This is a genomic window from Sphingobium cyanobacteriorum, from assembly GCF_030580935.1.
In the GTDB taxonomy this organism is placed as follows: domain Bacteria; phylum Pseudomonadota; class Alphaproteobacteria; order Sphingomonadales; family Sphingomonadaceae; genus Sphingobium; species Sphingobium cyanobacteriorum.
The window spans coordinates 627,817-650,282 of record NZ_JAUQOM010000001.1; the positions used below are offsets into that span (position 1 = coordinate 627,817).

Below are 22,466 nucleotides of genomic sequence, written 5' to 3' on the forward strand. Positions count from 1 at the left end.
CTTAACCATAAGGCGTAATTTCCCGCGGTAAAGCGCGACGTGCGCGCAGGCTCAGCCAGGCGGCGGCTGGGTTGCCGCAGCGCCTGTCCCGGCCGGTGGCGGCGCGGCGGGTGCAGCGGCCGGAACCGGACTGTCCAGCGTGGGTGTAGGCGTGGGCGTGGGCCTGGGCGTAGCCCGTCGCGGCGCCGGACGCGGTGCCGATGCTGCGGGCGTGGCGCTCGCCGCCGGTGCGGTTCCCCGCGCCAGCAGCGCTTCGGCGCTCACCAGCACGTCGGCGATGGTGCGGTCGGGCGCGCCCAGCGGCGGGATCGCTTTCCCGCCGACCGTGACGGCCAGCGCCTGCGGCCGGCCGGTCAGGATCATCGGCCCCCTGGCGGTCGCGGGAAGGGTGAAGCTCTCGCCCTTCTTCATCAACCCGTCCTTCAACCGCTCCCCTGCCTCGTCATAGATGCGCAGCCACACGTCATCGACGGCGGTGAACACCACCGGCTGGGCGGCGGGCGCAACCGGCGCGACCCCGGCGGGCCGCGCCGCGGCGGGCTTCGCCGCCTCCTGCGCGATCTGCTCGCCGGTCGGCGGGGTCAGCAATTGCGTGCGCCACACGGTATAGCCCGCGATCAGCAGGACGACGATGCCCGCCGCCACCCAGGCCAGCTTGCCCGGCGGCACCCGCGCGGGGTCGACCGGCTCGAACATTTCGTAGCGATTGGCGCCCATATCACTGTTATGGACGGCGCTGCGTACGTCGGCAGCGATCGTCACCTCGTCCATATCGACGGCGCGGGCATAGGCGCGGGCAAAGCCGACGGCATAGGGAATGCCCGGCAAGGCGGCATAATCGTCACGCTCGATCGCTTCGAGCTGGCGCTGCGCGATCCGGGTGCGGGTCGCGACATCTTGGATCGACAGGCCCTGCGCTTCACGCGCCGCGCGCAGCTTCGCGCCGGGGGTATTGGGCTGCGCATCCGGCGCGAAGCCCGCGCCGGTTTCCGGGTGATTATCGTCTGCCATGCTGCTCCGCGACCTTTGGGGCTGGGTCTTGTCTCATCGCGGGACGGGCCTTGTCAACGCCGCGTCCCTGTTATTCAGTTCAGTTCGATGTTCCGTTCGACCGCCCATTGGGTCAGCGCACCGCGAATATCGGTGCGCCCGTCGCGCAGCAGGTCGTGCATCACGGCGCCCACTTCCGCCGCATCGATGGCCCGGATCATCGCCTTGACCGGCCCGACCGACGCGGGGGTGATCGACAGGCGACGGATGCCAAGGCCAATGAGTGCCATCGCTTCGAGCGTGCGCCCGCCCATCTCGCCGCATACGCCGACCGGCACCTGATGCGCCTGGCATGCCCGCACCACCCGGTCGAGGAAGCGCAGGATCGCGATGCTCAGCCAGTCGTACCGCTCCGCCAGCTTGGGATGGGCGCGGTCGGCGGCGAACAGGAACTGGGTCAGGTCGTTGGTGCCGATCGACAGGAAATCGACGCGCGGCAGCAATATGTCCAGCACCTCGGCCAGCGCCGGCACTTCCAGCATCGCGCCATAACGGACCGCGATCGGCAGCTTCTTCTTCTGCGCGTGCAGCCATTCGCGCTGATGCTCGACCAGGGCGCGGGCCTCTTCATATTCCCATGGCTCCGACACCATGGGGAACATGATGTTGAGCACCTTGCCCGCGCTCGCCTCCAGCAGGGCGCGCGCCTGCACCTTCATCAGGCCGTCGCGGTCCAGCGCCAGCCGCAGCGCGCGCCAGCCCATCGCCGGATTATCCTCCAGCTCGTCATCGCCATCGCGTTGCATATAGGGCAGCGCCTTGTCCCCGCCGATGTCGACGGTGCGGAAAATGACCGGCCGGTCGCCTGCCGCATCCAGCACATCCTTGTACAATCGCTGCTGCTTTTCGCGCTGCGGCAGGGTGGCCGACACCAGGAACTGGAATTCGGTGCGGAACAGGCCGATGCCATCCGCTCCCACCAGGTCCAGCGCCTGCGCATCCTCGCGCAGGCCGGCATTGACCATCAGTTCGACCCGCTGCCCGTCGGTCGTGACCGATGGCAGGTCGCGCATCGCGACGAATTCCGCGCGGCGCTTCTGCGTCACATGCAGCTTGTTCTCGAACGCCTCGTCCATGTCGGCGCTGGGACGGATCAGCAGGTTGTTGCCGGCCACGTCCATCAGGATCAGGTCGCCTTCATTCACCTGATGCCGGATGTCGCGCACCCGGCCCAGCACCGGCACGCCCATGGCGCGCGCGACGATGGTGACATGGGCGGTCAGCGACCCTTCCTCCAGGATCACGCCCTTCAGGCGGCGGCGGTCATATTCCAGCAGTTCCGCCGGGCCCAGGTTGCGCGCGATCAGGATCGCGTCCTGCCGCAATCCCATGGTCGCCGCCGTACCCAATTGCCCGGACACGATGCGGAGCAGCCGGTTGGCCATGTCCTCCAGGTCGTGCATCCGGTCCTGCAACAGCGCATCGTCGATCTGGCGCATCCGCATCCGGGTGCGCTGCTGCACCCGCTCGATCGCCGCCTCTGCGGTCAGGCCGCTGTCGATCGCCTCGTTGATGCGCCTGATCCAGCCTTCGTCATAGGCGAACATCTTGTAGGTTTCGAGCACCTCCTGATGCTCGCCCTCCGTGCCGAACTCGGCCGCGCCGGTCATCCGGTCGATCTGTTCGCGCATCTTGGTGAAGGCGGAAATGACCCGCGCCCGCTCCGCTTCGGTATCTTCCGCCACCGTATGTTCGACATGGATGCGCGGCTGGTGGAACACGGCATGGCCGCGCGCCATGCCCATCACCAGTTGCAACCCGTGCAGCATGGTGGTGCTGGTGTCGGCCACCCGCGCGTCGGCGGGGCCGTCATCGGCCAGTTCGGCATGGGCGATCAGTTCGGACAGCACCATGGCGACCGTCTGCAACGCTTCGATCTCGACCTCTTCATATTTGCGCGGCTCGACATGCTGCACGCACAGGACGCCGATCGACCGTTCGCGCCGCACGATCGGCACGCCGGCGAAACTGTGGAACAGTTCCTCGCCGGTTTCCGGGCGATAGCTATAGTCAGGATGCGCCGCCGCCTCGTCCAGGTTCAGCGTCTCGACATTGGTGGCGATCAGGCCGACCAGCCCTTCCCCCATCGCCATGCGGGTGACATGCACCGCCTCCTGCTTCAGGCCGCGCGTCGCGAACAGCTCCAGCACGCCCTCGCGCACCAGATAGATGGAACAGACCTCGCTCGACAGCGATTCGCCGATAATCTCCACCACCTTGTTCAGCTTGGCCTGCGCGCTGGTGCGCGCCGCCATGACTTCCTGAAGGCGGACGAGGATCTGGCGGGCGGCGGCGGCGGGTGTGCTGGGCATGATCATGCGCTAACAGATTGAAGCCCCGTTTTCCAAGGCGTTTCATGCAGCACCGCCGGTCGATTGGCGCGCGGAACGCATTTGCATGGCGGAAAGATTCTGTACAATCGTTCAGCAGATCGAATGGGCCATGGACAGGCCCGCAGGGAGACGAGGGATCATGGCGACGCAAACCGAACCCACATTCGAACAGGATCTGGCCGCACGCGGCTATTCACGTCGCCAGATGGCGAAGGCCGCCGCCTTGCTGGGCGCAGCCACAGCCACCCTGCGCGTCACCGGCGCCGTCGCGCAGCAGGCGGCCAAGGCCGTGGCGGGTGCGGTGCGCATCGGCGCCAATGAATGCTGGACCGGCCCCTTCCCGGTCGCCGCCCAGGCCGCTTTCAGGCTGGTGCAGGAAGGCAATCGATACGAACCGGACAATGAGCATCAGAAACTGTTCGACGCCGTCGCCGCGGTGGAGGGCATTCCCGCCGACCGCATCGTCGCCTGGCCCGGATCGTCGGACCCGCTCAGCCGCGTCGCCGTCGCCTATGCCTCGCCCACGCGCGGCATCGTCACCGCCGACCCGACCTATGAAGCGATCTGGCGCACCGGCGCATGGATCGGCGCGAAGGTGACGAAGGTGCCGCTGACCAAGGATTATGCCCATGACGTGAAGGCGATGCTGGCGGCGGACCCCAATGCGGGCGTCTATTATATCTGCTCGCCCAACAACCCGACCGGCACCGTCACCCCGATCGCCGACATCGAATGGCTGGCCAATAACAAGCCCAGGGATTCGATCCTGGTCGTCGATGAAGCCTATATCCACTGGGTCGACGGTCCCAACGCGGCGAAGATGGCCGCCACCCGCGACGACGTGCTGATCCTGCGCACCTTCTCGAAACTGTTCGGCATGGCGGGGATGCGCCTTGGCCTCACATTCGCCAGCCCCGGCCTGATGGACAAGATGATGCGCTATGATGGCGGGCAGGTGACGGCGATGCTGCCGATGACCGCCGTGGCCTGCGGCACCGCGTCGGTCGGCGAAGCCGGGCTGATCAAGGCGCGTCGCGCCGAAATGAACGCCGCCCGAGAAAAATCGGTCAGCCATTTGAAGGCCAAGGGGATCAAGGTCATTCCCGGCAGCCAGGCGAACATGTTCATGGTCGACTGGGGCAGGCCCGCGAAGGACATGCAGGCCGCCCTGCTCGCCGCCAATGTGCAGATCGGCCGTAGCTGGCCGATCTGGCCCAATGTGTCGCGCGTATCGGTCGGCTCGATTGCGGAAATGGAGGCCTTCAACGCCGCCATCGACAAGGTGTGGAAGGCATAAGGCACAGCATGGTCCCGCCCAGGCGGGACCATGCAATCCCAGCACCGCGATGCCATCATCCCGGAATGCATAAAAATTAGCGAAATCCCCGGCGGCGCATTGTGGAAATGCGCCGCCTTTTCGTTTCCCCCTGCATAACGCAAGCCCATGCAGACGAGGGACGGACGACATGACCATGATGCTGAACAAGGATGCCAGGGACGACCTGCTTGAACGCGGCTATTCGCGCCGCCAACTGGCCGAAATCACCGCAATCGTCGGCGCGGGGGTCGCGGCCAGCGCGCTGCTCCCCGCCGCCGCCCTGGCCCAGCAGCAGGCCGGCCGGGGCATCAAGGGCGCGGTCCGCATCGGCGCCAATGAATGCTGGACCGGCCCCTTCCCTTCGGGCGTGCAGGCCGCTGCCGAAGCGGCATCCTTCGGCAACTGGTATGATCCCGACAATTATCGCGGCGACCTGATCAAGACCGTCGCCGCGGTCGAGGGCATTCCCGAAGCGCAGGTCATGCCCTGGCCCGGTTCCGGCGGCCCGCTGGTCAGCATCGTCGCGGCCTATTGCTCGCCCACCAAGGGGCTTGTAACCGCCGACCCGACCTTCGAATCCGCCTGGCGCACCGCCGATTACATGAAGGCCCCCATTGCCAAGGCGCCCCAGGCGATCGGCAAGGGCCATGACGTGAAAGCGATGCTGGCCGCCAACCCGAACGCGGGCCTCTATTATATCTGCACGCCCAACAACCCGACCGGCACCATCACCCCGCTGGCCGACATCCAATGGCTGCTCGACAACAAGCCCGCCGACTCCATGCTGCTGGTGGACGAAGCCTATATCCATTTCTCGGAAAGCCCCAGCGCCGCTTCGCTGATCGGCACCCGCAAGGACATCATCGTCATGCGGACCTTCTCGAAGCTGTTCGGCATGGCGGGCGTGCGCCTTGGCCTCACCTTTGCCGACCCGGAAGTGCAAAAGCGTATCGCGCTGTTCGGCCCCTCGGCCGGTGGCCTCGCCATCACCGCCATGCATTGCGGCAATGCGGTCTACAAGGAAGCCGCGCTCATCAAGGCGCGCCGCAACGAAATGATCGCCAATCGCGACGAAACCATCGCATGGCTGACCAGGAAGGGGATCGAAGTCCAGCCCGGCAGCCAGGCGAACATGTTCATGGTCGACTGGAAGAAGCCGGCCAAGGATATGCAGGCCGCCCTGCTCGCCACCCCGGAAAAGGTACAGATCGGCCGCAACTGGGCGATCTGGCCCACCGTGTCGCGCGTGACCGTGGGGTCCGCCGCCGACATGGCCAAATTCTGCGCCGCCGTGGACAAATGCTACAAGGCGTAAGCGGCCCTCTCACCGCATGAAAAAGGGCGTCCGGGCGACCGGGCGCCTTTTTTTCCTTTCTGCCCCCCCACCCTTTTCACATGGCGGCACACCCGCAAAGGTCAGGCGCGCGCCGCGCATGTCTCGCACAGCGCCTTGAACTGGGCCATCATCTGGTCCCAGCCCGGATGGAAGCCCATCTCCTCATGCCGCGCCCGTGTCTCCGCGTCCCAATGGCGCGCAGTGGCGGTGAAGCGGGTGCCCGCGCCCTCCTCCTCGAAACGCCAGATCGCGGTCATGAACGGCGTCTGCGGCACCCAGCCTGCGGCATAGGCGTCGGTCGTCACGACCAGTGCGTGCGGCACCACCTCCAGGAACACGCCCTCCATCGGCCCCGTTTCCTCGCCATCGGGGCCGAACATCTGCACCGCGCTGCGCCCGCCCGGACGCAGATCCTGCTCGATCACCTCGGCGCGCCAGGGGCGGGGGCAGAACCATGCATCCTTCATGTCGGTCCATACCGTCCAGCAGATCGCGCGCGATGCGGCGATATGGCAGGTGACGGACAGTTCATGCTCCGTGCCGCTCATGCGCTTTTCCCCTCGAACGCTGCCTGCATCGCAACGCTGTCCAGTTTCTGCATCGTCATCATCACCGCCATCATGCGGGCAATCGCCGCTTTGTCGTCGCTATGATAATTGTCCATGATCCCGCGCGTGACCAACTGCCAGGACAGACCATATTTGTCCGTTACCCAGCCGCACGGCCCCGCCGTCCCGCCATCCCCGGTCAGCGCATCGAAATAACGGTCCAGTTCCGCCTGATCCGCGCATGTCACCGACAGCGATATCGCTTCGTCGAACGTGAATTGCGGGCCGCCGTTCAGCGCCTGATAGCTCTGTCCGAACAATGTGAACTCGACCAGCAGCACGCTGCCCCCCGCCATCGGCGAAGGTGAAGGATTGTCTTGGGGATAATGGGTCACATGGTCGACCGACCCGCCAAAGACCGACGCATAATAATGCGCCGCCTCTTCCGCCTGGCCGTTGAACCAGAGGCAGGGTGCAATCTGGCCCATCACCCCGCGTCCCTGGTGCCGACCAGCGCGAACATCGCGCCCTGCGGATCGGTCGCCTGGATGATCCACGTGCCGCCCGGCACTTCCATCGGGCCTTGCAAGACCGTGCCGCCGCCCGCCGTCACCCGCTCCACCGCCGCATCGATGTCGCCCACGATGAAGTAGAAGAGCCAGACCGGCACCGGCATTTCCTTGGGCGCCGGCATGATGCCGCCGGTCATGTCCGGGAAAGCCGCGCCGCCAGTCTGCGACACGAGCTGATAGCTGCCCATCTCGCCCATATCCATGGCCTCGCCCCTGGTCCAACCCAGCGCGCCGGTGTAGAAGGCCAGATCCTTGTCGAAGTCGCCGGCATAAAGCTCATGCCAGCCGACATGGCCCGGCGGCATCCCGGCCGGCACGTCCATCCCGTCGGGACTGGCGCCTTTGAGCAGCATGAAGATCGCCCCGCCCGGATCGGCCATCACGGCAAAGCGGCCAACGCCCGGAATATCTTCGGGCGCGCGCATCACCTTCGCCCCCGCCGCGCTCAGCCGTGCGGCGTCGGCATCGACATCCGCCGAACCGACATAGCCGCCCCACCAGGGGGTCATGCCGCAATCCTTCGCGTCCGCCGGGATCGCCATGACCCCGCCCAGCGGCCCCGCGCTGCCCGACACGACATGATAGGGTTCGCCCAGATCGCCGCCAAAGGGCGCATGGGTCCAGCCCACCACATCGCCATAAAAGGCCAGCGCCGCCTGCGGATCGCTGGTCATCAATTCGTACCAGAAGAATTTGCCGGTCAGATCGGTCATGATAGTCCTCCCGAAAGAATGAGAACAGGCGCCGCGCCACTGCCTTCGCAGACAGCGCATCCATGTCGCACCGTCCGCTTACGCCGGTGCGTCCAACAGCACCTCGAACCCGCCATAAATCATCCGCGCGCCGGCAAAGGGCATGTCCTCCCCCTCCTTGGGCTGCATCCGTTCATCTTTCATGACCTTGTCGACGCCCGCGTCGCGCGTCGCCTTGTCGGGCCATTCGATCCAGGAAAAGACGACCTCCTCGCCCTCTTCGGCGATCACGGCGGTGCGGAAATCATTGACCTTGCCGGGCTTGATGTCATTGCCCCAGCATTCGACCACGCGGGTCGCGCCATGTTCGATGAAGATCGGCGCGGCGAAGGCGGCGATCTCCCGATAGCGTTCCTTGTTGCCCTTGGGCACCGGGATCACGAAACCGTCCATATAGGCCATCGTCCCTCTCCTTTTCCTGCAAAAGGCGACTCATCGCTTGCACTTCCTGCGCCCCGATCTTATCTATTGCAACTACTAAGTTAGAAAAGATAACCATTGAGCCAGAAACGCGCCTATCAGGACGGATGCGCCGTCGCCCATGCGCTCGACATCATCGGCGATCGCTGGGCGATGCCGATCATGCGCGAATTGATGCTCGGTCCCAGGCGCTTCACCGACCTGCGCGCCGGGCTGCCCGGAATCAGCGCCAATATGCTCACGCAAAGGCTGGCGGATCTGGAGGCGGCCAGCATCCTCATCCGTCGCCGCCTGCCCCCGCCCGCCGCCAGCCAGATTTACGAATTGACCGACTGGGGCCGCGAATCGGAGATTCTGTTCCAGATACTGGGCCGCTGGGCCTGCCGGTCGCCGACGATGGAACCGGGCAAGCCGATGAGCCAGGCGTCGGTGATCCTGTCGATGCGCACCATGATCGATCGCAGCCGGATCGGCGACCTCAACGCCACGATCGGCCTGCGCTTTGGCGAGGAGACGTTTCGCGCCACGTTTCAGGATGGCGATGTCCATATCGACCGGGGCGACCTGACGGGCGCGGACGTGGTGATCAGTGGCGACCAGAACGCACTGGTCGCGGTCCTCTACGGCGGCGCGCGCTATGACGACATGGCGGACGCGCTCAGCATAGAGGGCGACCGGGCGCTGGCCGACCGCTTCGCCAGCCTCTTTCCCCTGCCGCCCAAGGCGCCTTCGACCTATGGCGCGGATTGACCGATCCGGGTTGCCGCGCACGCCGCCCTGCGACGTGCGCGGCGCATGTCATTCCCCCGTGGCCGGCAGCGGCTGTACGACCAGCTTGGGCACGCTATTGTCCGGCACGGTCCGCGCCACGGAGGGCGGTGTCACAGAGGGTGAAGTCACAGGCGGCGTGGCGGCGTTCGGCGCGGCTGGCGTGACCGGCGGCCTGGCGCTGCCTGTCGACGGGGGCGTCGCCGTCCGGGTCACGGTCGATGCCGTCACGCTGGGCGTCCAGCCCCTGGGCGGCGCATCGCCCGGCGGCACCGGCGGCGGCGGCAGGGGCGTGGGCGACACCACCACCGTCACGCTCGCACCAAAGCGGGACTGCCATTCGGCCAGCCGCCGCAGATAGTCGGCATAGGCGGCATAGAAATCCTGGAACGGCTTTTCCAGTTCCGCCAGCCAGACGGGCGCCTGGTCCAGCAACTGGCCGGACGGCGTGGCCAGCACCTTTGCCCCCACGCCCACCGCCACCGGGCAGAAATGCTTGATCACCGGCGGCAGGGCGAAGAAATTATAGACCACCGTGTTCAGCCGCTCGCGCGCGCCCAGCCCGGCATTGCCATAGGCGACGCTGTAATTGCGGTCGACCGCCGCATTGGCCGCCGTCAGCATCGGTTTATGCACTGCCAATATCTGATTATATTGCAGCCGCGCGGTGCTGCCATATTTGTCGCAATTGAGCGCCGCGACGTTCAGCGCCATGCGCACATGCCACAACGCCGTGTTGGACGTGACGCCGCGATTGGCGGTCAGATATTTGCCATCGGCATCCTTTTCGGGGATGCCCATCCCTTCGGCCGCCTGATCGGGCGGCACCGGGCGCACCGTGGGCACGACGGGCGGTGGCGGGGTGGGCGGCGGTGGCGGCGGCGGGGTCGAACAGGCCGCCAGCACCGCCAGCGACACCAATGAGATCCGGCCAGGTAAACGGCGCGTTGCGAGCATCAAATTCTCCGATGGGACTGTGCGCCGGTCATGCCGGTCATTCTGTCCGGAGGAAATATGCCTTATACTCCGTTCACCGCAAGCCCTCAGGCGGCTCGCCGCTCCAGCGCGCCCGCGGCCTCGTCCAGCAACTGCGCGATGATGTCGGCGACCGGCTCTTCCTTCGTCACCATGCCGACCGACTGCCCCGCCATCAGCGACCCGCCATCGACATCGCCGTCGATCACCGCCTTGCGCAGCGCCCCGGCCCAATAATGTTCGATCTGCAACTGCGCCTCGCCCATGTCCACCGCGCCGCTGTCCAGCAGGTTGGCGACTTCGCGCTGCTTGGCGGTGAAGGCTTCGGTGCCCGCATTTTTGAGCGCGCGGACGGGGATGACCGGCAGGCGCGGGTCGATCTGCACGCTGGCGATCGCATCGCGCGCCGACGCGCGGAAAAACGCCTTCTTGAACGCGGGATGGGCGATGCTCTCGGTGGCGCAGGCAAAGCGGGTGCCAAGCTGCACGCCTGCCGCGCCCATTTCCAGATAGGCGGCGATCGCCTCGCCCCGGCCGATCCCGCCCGCGACGAACACCGGCACCTGTTGCGCCATTTCCGGCAATATTTCCTGCGCCAGCACGCTGGTCGCGACCGGACCGATATGGCCACCCGCCTCCATCCCCTCGACCACCAGCGCGTCGACGCCCGACCGCACCAGCTTCTTGGCCAGCGCCAGCGCAGGCGCGAAGCAGATCAGCTTCGCCCCGTTCGCCTTGATCGCCTCGATGCTGCCCTTGGGCGGCAGGCCGCCGGCCAGCACGACATGGCTGACATCATGGCGCGCGCACACCGCGATCAGGTCGAACAGTTGCGGATGCATGGTGATCAGGTTCACGCCGAACGGCTTGTCCGTCAGCGCCTTCGTCGCCGCAATCTCGGCATCGAGCAAGGCGGGCGTCATCGCCCCGCACGCGATCACGCCAAAACCGCCCGCGTTGGAGATCGCCGACACCAGATGCCGCTCGCTCACCCAGCTCATCGCCCCGCACAGGATCGCACTCTCGCACCCCAGAAAGTCGGTGCCACGGGCCATGAGGGAAGCGAGTTTGGCGGTGGTCATATGTCTAGCCTTCAAGATACAAAAAGCCCCTCCCCGCGAGGGAGGGGTTGGGGTGGGGACATGCCGAAACAGCGCCCTCACCCTTTCTCTTCTCATCCCCTGACCGGGGACAGGCGAAAAATCAAGCCGCCGGCGCGTCCAGCCCATAGGCCGTGTGCAGCACGCGGACCGCCAGTTCCGTCTCGTCCTCGTCGATCAGCACGCTGACCTTGATCTCGCTGGTGGAGATCGCCTCGATATTGATGCCGCGCTCGGCCAGCGTCTTGAACATGGTGGCGGCGACGCCGGCATGGCTGCGCATCCCCACGCCAACGACGCTGATCTTGGCGACTTCGGCGTCGGTGATGATGCGGCGGAAGCCGATCTTGTCCTTGAGCGATTCCAGCAGGTCGACGCTGCGGGCCAGGTCCGCGCGCGGCACGGTGAAGGTGACGTCGGTCTCCTCCTTCTCCTTGCTGTCATTCTGGATGATCATGTCGACATTGATCGCCGCATCGGCCAGCGGGCCGAAGATGCTGGCGACAGCGCCGGGCTTGTCGGGCACGCGGGTGACGATGATCTTCGCCTCATTCTTGTCATGGGCGATGCCGGTGATGAGCTGACGTTCCATCTTGTCTTCCTTGAGCTTGGCTTCCAGTTCCTCTTCGCTGACGATCAGCGTGCCGGGGAGGTCGTCCTGGGTGGGATCATCGAAGGAGGAGAGCACCTGCACGACCACCCCTTCCTTCATGGCGAGGCCGACCGACCGGGTCTGGAGCACCTTGGCGCCGACAGAGGCCAGTTCCAGCATCTCCTCATAGGTGACGAGGTCGAGCTTGCGGGCGCGGGCGACGATGCGCGGGTCGGTGGTATAGACGCCATCGACATCGGTATAGATGTCGCAGCGATCGGCCTTGATCGCCGCGGCCACCGCGACCGCCGACGTGTCGGACCCGCCCCGGCCCAGCGTCGACACCCGGCCATCGGCCATCATGCCCTGGAAACCGGGGATCACCGCCACCTTGCCGCTGCGCATCGACGCCAGCAGGTCGATCGTGTCGATATCGCTCACCCGCGCCTTGGCATGGGCCTCCACCGTGCGGATCGGCAATTGCCAGCCAAGCCAGCTTCGCGCCTCCACGCCCATGGCTTTCAATGTCATCGCCAACAGGCCGCTGGTGATCTGCTCGCCCGCCGCGACCACGACATCATATTCGGCCGGGTCGTACAGGGGTGATGCTTCCTTGCAGAATCCGACCAGCCGGTCCGTCTCGCCCGCCATGGCCGACACGACGACGGCGACTTCATGGCCCTGGTCCACAACATGTTTGACACGCGCGGCCACGTTGCGAATTCGCTCCATCCCCGCCATGGAGGTGCCGCCGAATTTCATCACGATGCGCGCCATTTGCTTGTCGAACCTGCCTTGATTGTGAAAGAAAATATCCCAAAGGGGGCGAAAACGGCGCTTCTCTTAGCAGCAGCGACGGATATGGCAAGCAATCCTGCCTGTCCTGCATCGGTGTCCTGCCCTGCCGACCCGGATCATCGCCTTTGCCTCCGGTCCCCGGCCTGTTAAGACGGCATCATGACCACGCAAAACGCCACCGCCACGATCGACCCCAGGGAAGCCGCCCATTTCGGCGAGATGGCCGCCGACTGGTGGAACCCCGCCGGGTCCAGCGCGATGCTGCACAAGCTCAATCCGGTGCGCCTGCGCTATATCCGCGCAGCGATCGACCGCCATTGGCCGGGCAACGCGCACGGCTTCCGCCCGCTGGCGGGCAGGCGCGCGCTGGATGTGGGTTGCGGCGCGGGGCTGCTGGCCGAACCGCTCGCGCGCCTCGGCGCGGCCGTGACCGGCCTGGACGCCGCGCCGGAAAATATTGCCGTCGCCGCCGCCCATGCCGTCGGCCAGCAGCTCAGCATCGACTATCGCGCCACTCCGGTGGAGGATCTGGCCGACAGTGGCTTCGATCTCGTCACCTCGATGGAAGTGATCGAGCATGTCGCCGATCCCGCCGCCTTCGTGCGCGCGCTGGCGGGCAAACTCGCGCCCGATGGCCTGATGATCCTGTCCACCCCCAACCGCACCCCCCTCTCCCGCCTCGCCATGATCACCATCGGCGAAAGCGTCGGCGGCATCCCCAAAGGGACGCATGACTGGCGCAAATTCCTGACGCCCGACGAACTGACCGTACTGTTGGACCAGGCCGGGCTGGAGGTGACGGACAGCAGCGGCCTGTCCTTCGACCCACGCAGCGGCTTCACCCTGTCGGCAAACAGCGCGATCAACTATCTGCTGACCGCGCGGCACAAAGCCCGCTAATCCTTACAGGAAACCGGGTTTGCGCACCCTGATCCGGCGATAACGCGCCTCGATCAGGCTGAATATGCCAAATAGCGCCAGCCCGAATGCCACGACGGCCAGGATCGCCGCGCCCTCCGGTTGAGCGCGCAACTGTTTCAGCGCCTCGCCCAGCCCGCCGGCGCGATCGGCGTCATGATTGGCCGCCGCCGATATCAGGAACCAGCCGATGATGGCGAAGATCAGCGCCCGCGCGGCATATCCGCACCGCCCGATCCACCGCACATGATGGGGCGCGGGCACCTGCGCGTCCATCTCGTCAAACTGTGCCTTATAGGCTTTGATCGCCTGCGCTGCGGCGACGGCGAAAAAGCACAGCCCCACCAGCATCAGCAGCAGCGTGCCGCCCGGCTGCGCCAGCAGCCATGCCGACCAGCTTTCCGCGCTCTGGTCGCCGGGGCTGGCCCCCTGCGCCGACGTCTGCCGGAGCGCGAGCCGCCCGGCCGCAACTGCCAGCGTGACATGCACGATGCCGCTCACCGCATGGCCGGCCCGCTTGAAGCGGCCCTTGAGGTCATGGCTGAGATTTTCCGGGTCCGTGATCGCTTCGGTCAGGCGCCACACCGCATAGCCGGCAAAACCCAGCGCACAGATGCCCAGCAGGACATGGCCCAGCGGCGCATCCACCAGCGTCCCCAGCACGCCCTGATTGTCCATCGGCCGTCCGCCATGGATGGCGACATCCAGCGCGAACCAGCCGATGAGGATATAGACCAGCCCCCGCGCGGCAAATCCGATCCGGGCGAAAAGGGTCATTCTGTCATTATAGGTCATGCTGCGCTCCTGTCGCAGCGCCAATGCGCCAGATCGCCCGCCGTTCCCTCGGCAGGAACAGGCCAGTTGAACGGACCGCCCGCTTATGCCTGCCCGACCGCCTCCGCCCGCGCCACCAGCGCGCGCGCTTGCTCCACATGCATCGTTTCGATCATCCGTCCCTCGAAGCGTTCCGCCCCGCCGGTCGCCGCCGCGATCAGCCGCCGCGCGTCGGCCAGCGCCTGCGCGTCCGGCCCGAACACCGCATTAGCCACTGGCACCTGCGCGGGATGGATCAGCGTCTTGCCGTCAAAGCCGATCGCATGACCCGCCGCACATTCCGCCGCCAGCCCCGCCTCGTCGTCCAGCCGGTTATACACGCCATCGAACACCGCGATCCCGGCCGCCCGCGCCGCCAGGACGCTCGCCTGCATCGCGAACGCCAGCCCCTCGCGCCCCGCGCCCGCCGGTATGCCCAGATCCCGGCGCAGGTCGTTATTGCCCATGAACAGGCCGGCGCAGCCCTCCGCCGCCGCGATCTCCGCCGCCGCCAGCACACCGCGCGCGCTTTCGATCATCGCGATCACCGGCTTTTGCGCCACGCTGAACACATCGCGCACCTGCCGCGCACGCTCCACCTTGGGCAGCACGACATAGTCGGCGGCCGACGCCTTCATCGCCACCATCTCCGCCCCGTGCCAGGCCGTGCCCTCGACATTGATCCGCACCGCCGCCAGCCGCGCCCCGAACCCTTCGCCCAGCGCCTCCACCGCCGCCGCCCGCGCGGCCGCCTTGGCGTCGTCGGGCACCGCATCCTCCAGGTCCAGTATCACCATGTCGCACGGCAGCGCGCGCGCCTTGGCAATGGCGCGCGGGTTGGACGCGGGCAGGAACAGCAGCGAACGGGCGTGGCGCAGCAACATGGAAACTCTCCTTGGTTTGACTTTCCCCGTTAACGAATAAGGCGCATAGTCCAAGCCTGTTTCGCCGGAGATCATGATGCTGACGACCTTTGCACTGACGCTGACCGGGCTCGTCCTCTTCTACCTCGCCGTCAGTGTGAAGGTGGTGCGGCAGGGCTATCAATATACGATCGAGCGGTTCGGCCGCTTCACCGAAGTCGCCAGGCCCGGCCTCAACTTCTACCCCGCCTTCTTCTACGCCGTCGGGCGCAAGATCAACATGATGGAGCAGGTGGTCGATATTCCCGGACAGGAAATCATCACCAAGGACAATGCCATGGTGTCGGTCGACGGCGTGGTATTCTTCCAGGTGCTCGACGCGGCCAAGGCGGCCTATGAGGTCTCCGAACTCTATGTCGCCATCATGCAGCTTGCCACCACCAACCTGCGCACCGTCATGGGTTCGATGGACCTGGACGAAACCCTGTCGAAACGCGACGAGATCAACGCCCGGCTGCTGTCGGTGGTCGATCATGCCACCAACGCCTGGGGCATCAAGATCACCCGCGTCGAGCTAAAGGACATCCGCCCGCCCGCCGACATCGTCAACGCCATGGGCCGCCAGATGAAGGCGGAGCGCGAAAAGCGCGCCAACATCCTGGATGCCGAAGGCGCGCGCGCCGCCGAAATCCTGCGCGCGGAGGGTGAGAAGCAGGGCCAGATATTGCAGGCCGAAGGCCGCCGCGAAGCCGCCTTCCGCGACGCCGAGGCGCGCGAGCGCGAGGCGGAGGCGGAAGCCAAGGCGACCCGGATGGTGTCCGATGCGATCAGCGCCGGCAACCCGCAGGCGCTCAACTATTTCATCGCGCAAAAATATACCGAAGCCGTCAGCCAGTTCGCGACCAGCCCCAATGCCAAGACCATCCTCTTCCCGGTGGAGGCCACCCAGTTGATCGGCACGCTGGGCGGCATCGGCGCCCTGGCGAAGGAAGCGCTGGGCGACAGCGCCCCCACGCCCCCCGCCCCGCCACCCGCCCCCCGGCGCGGTCCCTTCGGCCAGAGCCAGGGGTGATGGCGCTGGCCATGAAAAGCCGTCATCCCCGCGAAGGCGGGCCCCCGTCTCCCGACCTCTCCACCCAACGCCACGCTTGCGCAACGGATTGGCTGACACCGAACGTCGCGCCTCACCCGCATGGACATGACGGAAGCAAAGAGGCCCCCACCCCATGACCCTCTCCCTCCTCCAGGACCATTGGGGCTGGCTGGTTTTCGCCGCGCTGCTGGGCATAGCGGAGGTGATGATCCCCGGCGTGTTCCTGATCTGGATCGCCATCGCCGCCGCCATCACCGGCCTCGTCGCGCTCGCCCTGCCGATCGCCCTCCCGCTCCAGTTCCTGTTGTTCGCGGGCTTGAGCATCGCGGCGGTCTATGCCGGTCGCCGCTGGTATGTGGACAATCCGGTCGCCTCCACCGACCCCCTGCTCAATGATCGCACCGCCCGCCTGATCGGCCAGACCGTGACGGTCGTGGAGCCGATTGTCGGGGGGGAGGGCCGGGTCAAGGTCGGCGACGGCGTATGGAGCGCCACTGGCCCGGATGCAGCGGTCGGCGCGCGGGTGCGGGTCGTGGCCGCGGACGGCGCGGTGCTCCAGGTAGAGGGGCTGCGGGCAGAAGGTTAGGGCAACCACGCCCGTCCCCTCCCCCGCGCATCGGCGCAATGCCGCGCCACGACAGCAGGATCGGTTGTCGGGCATGCCCGATCATCCTTGGTATATGATGGCTGCCGATACGCTCCACCAGCAATAAAGCCGGGTCTTTCCTAACGCAAAGCAAGACCGGCCCAAGGCCGGCTGGCAAATCCGGTCGGTCCCGCCTTCATGTCGCGTTCAGCGCGCGGGGCGCGCCTGGTACAGCGTCGGGAAGCGCGCGCGGAAGGCGACCAGCTTGGGCATGTCCCAGCGCAGGATATAGGGATGACGCGGATTTTTCGTCAGGAAATCCTGATGATAGGCATCCGCATCCTGAAATCCGGTGAAGCGCTCCACCCTGGTCACGACCGGATCGCGCCACAACCCGCTCTTGCCCAGTTGCGCCAGATAGGCGCGCGCCGCCTTGTCCTGTTCCCCGTTCAGCGGGAACAGCGCGCTGCGATATTGGGTGCCATGGTCCGGCCCCTGATAGTTGAGCGTGGTGGGATCGGCGATGACCGAGAAGAAAATGCGCAGCAACGTACCGTAGCTGACGACCCTGGGATCATAGGTCACACGCACCGCTTCGGCATAGCCGGTGTCGCCCCTGCTCACGGCGTCATAATCGACCTTCATGCCGCGCGGGCCGCCGGCAAAGCCGGAACTGACCAGATGCACGCCCTTCACATGGGACAATACGCCATCGACGCCCCAATAGCAGCCACCGGCGAATATGGCGGTTTCCAGCTTGCGCACGGGCTTGGCGTCGATGGCCGGAACCGGCGCGAGCACGGTGCGCTCGGCGCGCAGCGGGGTGGCGACGGCAAGCGCCGCCAGAACAGTCAGGATCAGGCGATCAGAGCGCCGCATCATGGGTCGCCGTCGCTGCGATCGCGGGCGAAGCCAGCACGGGCGTTTCGTTCGGCTGCATCAGGAACATGCCGACAGCACCGATCGCAAACCCGCCCAGGAAGCGCAGGAACAGGTCGGATTTGAGGAACGCCATCATGGCCAACGCCTTTCTACCATAGTCTGCCGGTCGTGCCGGCTGTCCAGCTATGTTCATGCGCCTTGCCCCTGGCTGAACGGCCGCCCCGGCGTGAGCGGGTTTCGACCAATGCGGGGTTTAGGACGACGAACGCCGCCGGATATTTAAGTTTCTCTTCGCAACGGGCATATAGACCGCGCCGCGCCGATGACAAGACGGCGCGGCGCGAAAAAGACCGTTTCCAATTTTTGCAATGCCCTGCGAATATGCAGACGCATCCACGCGGATGGCCATCCATCCTCCCCTGCAAGGAGAGGATTTCCAGCGTCCTTATTTCAGGGCCGCACAGGCTTCCTGAATCCGCGTGCAGGCTTTCTTGAGCACCTCGTCCGAGGTCGCGTAGCTGATGCGGAAAGCGGGCGACAGGCCAAAGGCGGCGCCATGCACAGCCGCGACCTTGGCTTCATCCAGGAAATAGCCGATCAGCGCTTCGTCGCTGTCGATGACCTTGCCCTTGGGCGTCGTCTTGCCGATCACGCCGCTGGCGTCGGGATAGACGTAGAAGGCGCCTTCGGGCGTCGGGCAATCGAGGCCCGGCGCGTCGTTCAGCATCGCGACCACCATGTCGCGGCGCTTCTTGAACACGGCGTTGCGGTCCTCCAGGAAATCCTGCGGGCCGGTGAGCGCGGCGACAGCCGCCGCCTGGCTGATCGAGCAGGGATTGCTGGTCGATTGCGATTGCAGTTTGCCCATCGCCTTGATGATCCATTCAGGACCACCGGCAAAGCCGATGCGCCAGCCGGTCATGGAAAAGGCCTTGGAACAGCCGTTGACCGTCAGGGTGCGGTCATACAGGTCCGGGCACACCTGCGCGATGGTGGCGAAGGGGGTCGGGGCGTACCAGACATGCTCATACATGTCGTCGGTCATCACCAGCACATGCGGGTGGCGCAACAGCACGTCGGCCAGCGCCTTCAGCTCTTCGGCCGAATAGGCCGCGCCGCTGGGGTTGGACGGCGAATTGAGCATCACCCATTTGGTGCGCGGCGTGATCGCCGCGTCCAGTTGCGCGGGCGTGATCTTGTACCCCTGGCTCGCCGGCCCGTCGATGAACACCGGGGTGCCGCCGGCGAAATTCACGATGTCGGGATAGCTGACCCAGTAGGGCGCGGGGATGATCACTTCATCGCCCACGTCCACCGTCGCCACCAGCGCGTTGAACAGCGTATGCTTGCCGCCCGAATTGACGCTGATCTGGCTGCGCTGGTAGATCAGGCCATTGTCGCGCTTGAACTTGAAGGCGACCGCTTCCTTGACATCGGCGGTGCCGTCCACATCGGTGTAGCGGGTCAGGTTGTTGCGGATCGCGGCGATGCCCGCTTCCTTGACGAAATCGGGCGTGTCGAAATCCGGCTCGCCCGCCGACAGGCCGATCACGTCCACGCCTTGCGCCTTGAGCGCGTTCACACGGGCGCTCATGGCCAGCGTGGCGGACGGCTGGATGCGCCCCAGGGCGGCGGAAGTCTGGCTCATGGCAACACTCTTTCTCCAAAGCGATTGCACAGCGGGCGGTGACGCCCGCTGGCTCGGAAATCGCGACAGCACACAACATAATCCCCAACGTCCGCAACAATGGCGAACGCGGCGTCCCTTAATGCGCAACCGGCGCATGGGCAACCGGCCAGATGGCGCTTATTGGCTTTACGGCAGAATAGGGTTGTTATCGCGCCAGCGTGGCCGCAACCATGCCGCGCGACGCATTGCCGATGAAGAATCCGCCCTCCAGGTCATAGGGGCGCAGGTCGCCTTCCACCGCTTCGCCCATGTCGATCAGGCTTTGCCGCAATATGCCGGGCAGGATGCCGCGCGACAGCGGCGGCGTCACCAGCTTGTCGCCCCGCTCCACGAACAGGGAGGAAAAACAGCCTTCGGTCAGATAGCCCTGTGCGTCCAGCATCAATACTTCATAAGTGCCGCCACGCCGCAACGCATCGCGATAGAGGCTGCGATCGGTGGTCTTGTGCAACAGGCGCGGGTCATCCGCGGGCGCCTGGCGCGGCACGACCGCGACCTTCATGATCGGGTCGGGCCAGCTCCGGTGATCGCGCACCTCGATCGCCACCGATCCGCGCCGCGACACCAGCAACCGCACCCGGCTCCTTTCGCGCAGGCGAAAGGTCGCGGCCTGCAATTCGTTGCGAACCTCATGCCGGTCGAACATGAAACCCAGCGCGTCGGCGCTGGCCTTCATCCGCGCCAGATGCAGTTCCAGCGACCGGACACCGTCGAGCGGGTCGAACGCCATGGTTTCCAGCAGGTCGTACCGTCCGTCAGCCAATGCCATCGAAACCTTCACACTCCCGCAGCCGGCACAATATCCATGGACAGGAAGCGGCCCTTGGCCAGGCATTCGGCCCATTCGGACTCGCCCCCGGAATCCGCGACGATGCCCGAACCCAGGCCCAGCCGCCCTGTTCCGGCCCCTTCTTCGACGCAAATGGTGCGGATGGCAACATTGAAGGCCGCGTCGCCTTCCGGGTCGATCCAGCCCATCGCGCCGGTATAGACGCCGCGCGGATGCGGTTCGACCGCATCGACAATCTCCATCGCCCGCACCTTGGGCGCGCCGGTGATGGAGCCGCAGGGAAACAGCACGCGCAGCACATCGACCGGCGACAGGCCGGGCAGGATGCGGGCGCGGACGGTGGACACCAGTTGATGCACGGTCGGATAGGTTTCGACCTTGAACAAGTCGGGCACGATGACGCTGCCCGCGCAGGACACGCGCGACAGGTCGTTGCGCAGCAGGTCGACGATCATCAGATTCTCGGCCCGCTGCTTGGCGTCGCTCTCCAGCCATCGGGCCAGCGCCGCATCCTCGGCCGGGTCCGCCGCGCGGGTCGCCGTCCCCTTCATCGGCCGGGCCGTCAACTGCCCGCGCACCTGGGTAAAGAACAGTTCGGGCGAAAAGGACAGGATCGTCTGTGCCCCCGTGCGCATGACCCCGCCATAGCCCGCCGCCGCGCGCGGCCGGATCGCAGCATAGAGCGCCATCGGATCGCCCGCGACATCGATCGTGCAGGGAAAGGTCAGGTTGACCTGATAAATGTCGCCCGCGCGAATATAGTCCTGCACCCGGTCGAAGGCGGCCTGATAGGCCCCCTGGTCGACCAATGGCCGCACCGGCCCCACCCGCGCGCCGGCCGGATCGGGCAACAGCGCCGGCACATCCTCCGGCGCGATCAGCCGCATCCCTTCATACAGGCCGAACCAGAGCAGGGGCGCGCCATCGCTTTCCCGCCGCCGCGCGATCGGCGCCAGCCGCTCCTCCAGCGCCAGCCCCGCCTCATAGGCCATATAGCCCGCGACATGCAGCCCCTCCTCGCGCGCTTCGGCCAGCCGGTCGAGCGCGGGCTGCACTTGCGCCATCGTCTGCGCCGCCACGATTGCCACCGGATCGCGATAGAGCCGCGCCGGCGCCGCGCCGCGCACCCGCGCATCGTCGAACAGGCAGAATATCTCGTCGGGACCGGGCAGGCGCATGGCGCTTCTTAACAATCTTTACGATCGGCGAAAGGGCGTTGCTGCGCAATGCCCTGTTGCATGGGCGCGCGCACGCCCGTATCGCGGTCGCCATGCCCCAGTCCGCACCTCCTTCCACCCGTCCGGTCGGCCCGGCGATCGGCCATGGGCTGCGCGGACGCTGCCCGGCCTGCGGCGAAGGCGCGATGTTCGCGCGCTTCCTCAAAACCGTGCCCGCCTGCACGACCTGCGGCCTGCGGCTGGACGATCATCAGGCGGATGACTTTCCCGCCTATATCGTGATCCTGGCTTTGGGCCATATCCTCGTCCCCCTGATGATCGAGGTGAACAGCGCCCTGTCCATACCGCTCGGCTGGCAGGCGCTGATCTGGCCGACCCTGGCCATCGGGCTGGCGGTCGCGATGATCCAGCCGGTCAAGGGCGCGGTGATCGCGGTGCAATGGAGCCGGCGCATGGCCGGTTTCCGCTAAAACAACCCGTTCCCGCGCAGGCGGGAACACGGCGCTTAAAACAGCGCGAACTTCGGAAATCAGACTGGCTGGCGCAGGAAGTTCCGTTCCATCGCCTCACGCAGCGTCTCGTCGATCGCGCGGCGGCCTTCGGCGCCATGGGTGACGACGGTGGTGTCGCACGTCGCGACGCACACGCCCTTCTGGAACCCGGCCGAACTGATGGTCCAACTGGTGCGGCCGATATGGCCGATCGCGCAATGCACCTCGAACGGATAGGGGAAATGCGATTCCTCGACGAAGTTCAGGTTCACATTCGCGACCAGCCAGCGCACCCCCTGTTCCTGCGGATGGCGGCCCATATGATGATGAAACCGGATTCGTGCCGTTTCAAAAATGCCGGAAATCGCGACATTGTTGATATGGCCCATGGTGTCGAGATCCTGGAACCGCGTATCGATGCTGGTCACGAAGCAATAGGCTTCGGGATTGAGCCGCCAGGCTTCGGGTTTGGCCATGTCCGGTAATTCCCTGATTATAAGCGATCAACCTCTTAACCCGGATGGCGGGTGATGCAATCGCGCCTATAAAAATGGCGCAACTGCGGCCTTTTGGACACAGGTGGGCAAGGCCCGGCAACAA

Annotated in this window: 24 protein-coding genes; 7 read left to right on the plus strand and 17 right to left on the minus strand. The window is 65.9% G+C overall.

Going from position 1 to position 22,466, the window contains the following annotated elements:
* Positions 1 to 51: 51 nt before the first annotated feature.
* Positions 52 to 1,011, minus strand: a complete 960-nt coding sequence (locus Q4610_RS03060) for a helix-turn-helix domain-containing protein (RefSeq protein WP_304534526.1) — start codon at positions 1,009 to 1,011, stop codon at positions 52 to 54.
* Between the two features lie 74 nt (positions 1,012 to 1,085).
* On the minus strand, positions 1,086 to 3,362 hold the full coding sequence (gene ptsP / locus Q4610_RS03065) for a phosphoenolpyruvate--protein phosphotransferase (RefSeq protein ID WP_304534527.1): 2,277 nt from the start codon (positions 3,360 to 3,362) through the stop codon (positions 1,086 to 1,088).
* A gap of 160 nt (positions 3,363 to 3,522) precedes the next feature.
* Between ptsP and Q4610_RS03070 the strand changes: the two genes are divergently transcribed.
* Both Q4610_RS03070 and Q4610_RS03075 read left to right on the plus strand, forming a co-directional pair.
* Complete coding sequence (locus Q4610_RS03070; protein ID WP_304534528.1) at positions 3,523 to 4,680, plus strand: pyridoxal phosphate-dependent aminotransferase; 1,158 nt, start codon at positions 3,523 to 3,525, stop codon at positions 4,678 to 4,680.
* 169 nt (positions 4,681 to 4,849) lie between these two features.
* Positions 4,850 to 6,016, plus strand: coding sequence for a pyridoxal phosphate-dependent aminotransferase (locus Q4610_RS03075; protein ID WP_304534529.1), 1,167 nt, complete (start codon positions 4,850 to 4,852; stop codon positions 6,014 to 6,016).
* A 101-nt stretch (positions 6,017 to 6,117) separates the two neighbouring features.
* On the opposite strand, the gene Q4610_RS03080 is transcribed toward Q4610_RS03075, so the two are convergent.
* The 4 genes from Q4610_RS03080 to Q4610_RS03095 form a co-directional block, all read right to left on the minus strand.
* Positions 6,118 to 6,585 (minus strand): SRPBCC domain-containing protein, encoded by a 468-nt coding sequence (locus Q4610_RS03080; RefSeq protein ID WP_304534530.1) that lies wholly within the window; start codon positions 6,583 to 6,585, stop codon positions 6,118 to 6,120.
* Positions 6,582 to 7,073 (minus strand): VOC family protein, encoded by a 492-nt coding sequence (locus Q4610_RS03085; protein WP_304534531.1) that lies wholly within the window; start codon positions 7,071 to 7,073, stop codon positions 6,582 to 6,584. The genes Q4610_RS03080 and Q4610_RS03085 overlap by 4 nt, the downstream gene beginning before the upstream one ends.
* On the minus strand, positions 7,073 to 7,870 hold the full coding sequence (locus tag Q4610_RS03090; RefSeq protein WP_304534532.1) for a VOC family protein: 798 nt from the start codon (positions 7,868 to 7,870) through the stop codon (positions 7,073 to 7,075). The genes Q4610_RS03085 and Q4610_RS03090 overlap by 1 nt, the downstream gene beginning before the upstream one ends.
* Positions 7,871 to 7,948: 78 nt before the next feature.
* The gene (locus Q4610_RS03095; RefSeq protein ID WP_304534533.1) at positions 7,949 to 8,311 is read right to left on the minus strand and encodes a DUF1428 domain-containing protein; all 363 of its coding nucleotides are present in this window, start codon (positions 8,309 to 8,311) and stop codon (positions 7,949 to 7,951) included.
* Between the two features lie 96 nt (positions 8,312 to 8,407).
* Here Q4610_RS03095 and Q4610_RS03100 point away from each other — a divergent pair, with 96 nt between their 5' ends.
* A complete protein-coding gene (locus tag Q4610_RS03100; protein WP_304534534.1) occupies positions 8,408 to 9,079 on the plus strand; it encodes a winged helix-turn-helix transcriptional regulator in 672 nt (223 codons plus the stop codon).
* Between the two features lie 48 nt (positions 9,080 to 9,127).
* On the opposite strand, the gene Q4610_RS03105 is transcribed toward Q4610_RS03100, so the two are convergent.
* The 3 genes from Q4610_RS03105 to Q4610_RS03115 all read right to left on the minus strand — a co-directional run bounded on the left by Q4610_RS03105 (position 9,128) and on the right by Q4610_RS03115 (position 12,541).
* Entirely contained in the window at positions 9,128 to 10,054 is a 927-nt protein-coding gene (locus Q4610_RS03105) for a hypothetical protein (protein WP_304534535.1), read from the minus strand.
* Between the two features lie 86 nt (positions 10,055 to 10,140).
* Positions 10,141 to 11,154 carry an NAD(P)H-dependent flavin oxidoreductase gene (locus Q4610_RS03110; protein WP_304534536.1) on the minus strand — a complete coding sequence of 338 codons (1,014 nt, stop codon included), beginning with the start codon at positions 11,152 to 11,154 and terminating at the stop codon, positions 10,141 to 10,143.
* A 121-nt stretch (positions 11,155 to 11,275) separates the two neighbouring features.
* Positions 11,276 to 12,541, minus strand: a complete 1,266-nt coding sequence (locus tag Q4610_RS03115; RefSeq protein WP_304534537.1) for an aspartate kinase — start codon at positions 12,539 to 12,541, stop codon at positions 11,276 to 11,278.
* Between the two features lie 180 nt (positions 12,542 to 12,721).
* On the opposite strand from Q4610_RS03115, the gene ubiG reads away from it, so the two are divergent.
* Positions 12,722 to 13,462, plus strand: coding sequence for a bifunctional 2-polyprenyl-6-hydroxyphenol methylase/3-demethylubiquinol 3-O-methyltransferase UbiG (gene ubiG / locus Q4610_RS03120; RefSeq protein ID WP_304534538.1), 741 nt, complete (start codon positions 12,722 to 12,724; stop codon positions 13,460 to 13,462).
* Between the two features lie 3 nt (positions 13,463 to 13,465).
* Here the strand turns inward: ubiG and Q4610_RS03125 are convergent, their stop codons facing one another.
* The gene (locus Q4610_RS03125; RefSeq protein WP_304534539.1) at positions 13,466 to 14,275 is read right to left on the minus strand and encodes a DUF1206 domain-containing protein; all 810 of its coding nucleotides are present in this window, start codon (positions 14,273 to 14,275) and stop codon (positions 13,466 to 13,468) included.
* An 83-nt stretch (positions 14,276 to 14,358) separates the two neighbouring features.
* Entirely contained in the window at positions 14,359 to 15,177 is an 819-nt protein-coding gene (locus tag Q4610_RS03130) for an HpcH/HpaI aldolase/citrate lyase family protein (RefSeq protein ID WP_304534540.1), read from the minus strand.
* 76 nt (positions 15,178 to 15,253) lie between these two features.
* Here Q4610_RS03130 and Q4610_RS03135 point away from each other — a divergent pair, with 76 nt between their 5' ends.
* On the plus strand, positions 15,254 to 16,228 hold the full coding sequence (locus Q4610_RS03135) for an SPFH domain-containing protein (protein ID WP_304534860.1): 975 nt from the start codon (positions 15,254 to 15,256) through the stop codon (positions 16,226 to 16,228).
* 154 nt (positions 16,229 to 16,382) lie between these two features.
* Positions 16,383 to 16,835: an NfeD family protein gene (locus tag Q4610_RS03140; protein ID WP_304534541.1), complete on the plus strand. Its 453-nt coding sequence runs from the start codon at positions 16,383 to 16,385 to the stop codon at positions 16,833 to 16,835.
* A gap of 207 nt (positions 16,836 to 17,042) precedes the next feature.
* Here Q4610_RS03140 and msrA read toward each other — a convergent pair whose 3' ends face one another.
* From msrA to pabB, 5 genes are all read right to left on the minus strand, one after another.
* On the minus strand, positions 17,043 to 17,714 hold the full coding sequence (msrA, locus tag Q4610_RS03145) for a peptide-methionine (S)-S-oxide reductase MsrA (protein ID WP_304534861.1): 672 nt from the start codon (positions 17,712 to 17,714) through the stop codon (positions 17,043 to 17,045).
* On the minus strand, positions 17,701 to 17,853 hold the full coding sequence (locus Q4610_RS03150; protein WP_304534542.1) for a hypothetical protein: 153 nt from the start codon (positions 17,851 to 17,853) through the stop codon (positions 17,701 to 17,703). The genes msrA and Q4610_RS03150 overlap by 14 nt, the downstream gene beginning before the upstream one ends.
* A gap of 309 nt (positions 17,854 to 18,162) precedes the next feature.
* Positions 18,163 to 19,365: a pyridoxal phosphate-dependent aminotransferase gene (locus Q4610_RS03155; protein WP_304534543.1), complete on the minus strand. Its 1,203-nt coding sequence runs from the start codon at positions 19,363 to 19,365 to the stop codon at positions 18,163 to 18,165.
* 187 nt (positions 19,366 to 19,552) lie between these two features.
* The gene (locus tag Q4610_RS03160) at positions 19,553 to 20,176 is read right to left on the minus strand and encodes an aminotransferase class IV (protein ID WP_304534544.1); all 624 of its coding nucleotides are present in this window, start codon (positions 20,174 to 20,176) and stop codon (positions 19,553 to 19,555) included.
* Positions 20,177 to 20,184: 8 nt separating this feature from the next.
* Positions 20,185 to 21,375, minus strand: coding sequence for an aminodeoxychorismate synthase component I (gene pabB, locus Q4610_RS03165; protein ID WP_304534545.1), 1,191 nt, complete (start codon positions 21,373 to 21,375; stop codon positions 20,185 to 20,187).
* Positions 21,376 to 21,467: 92 nt separating this feature from the next.
* Between pabB and Q4610_RS03170 the strand changes: the two genes are divergently transcribed.
* On the plus strand, positions 21,468 to 21,845 hold the full coding sequence (locus Q4610_RS03170; protein ID WP_304534862.1) for a DUF983 domain-containing protein: 378 nt from the start codon (positions 21,468 to 21,470) through the stop codon (positions 21,843 to 21,845).
* Positions 21,846 to 21,904: 59 nt separating this feature from the next.
* On the opposite strand, the gene Q4610_RS03175 is transcribed toward Q4610_RS03170, so the two are convergent.
* A complete protein-coding gene (locus Q4610_RS03175; protein WP_304534546.1) occupies positions 21,905 to 22,342 on the minus strand; it encodes an acyl-CoA thioesterase in 438 nt (145 codons plus the stop codon).
* Positions 22,343 to 22,466 lie beyond the last annotated feature (124 nt).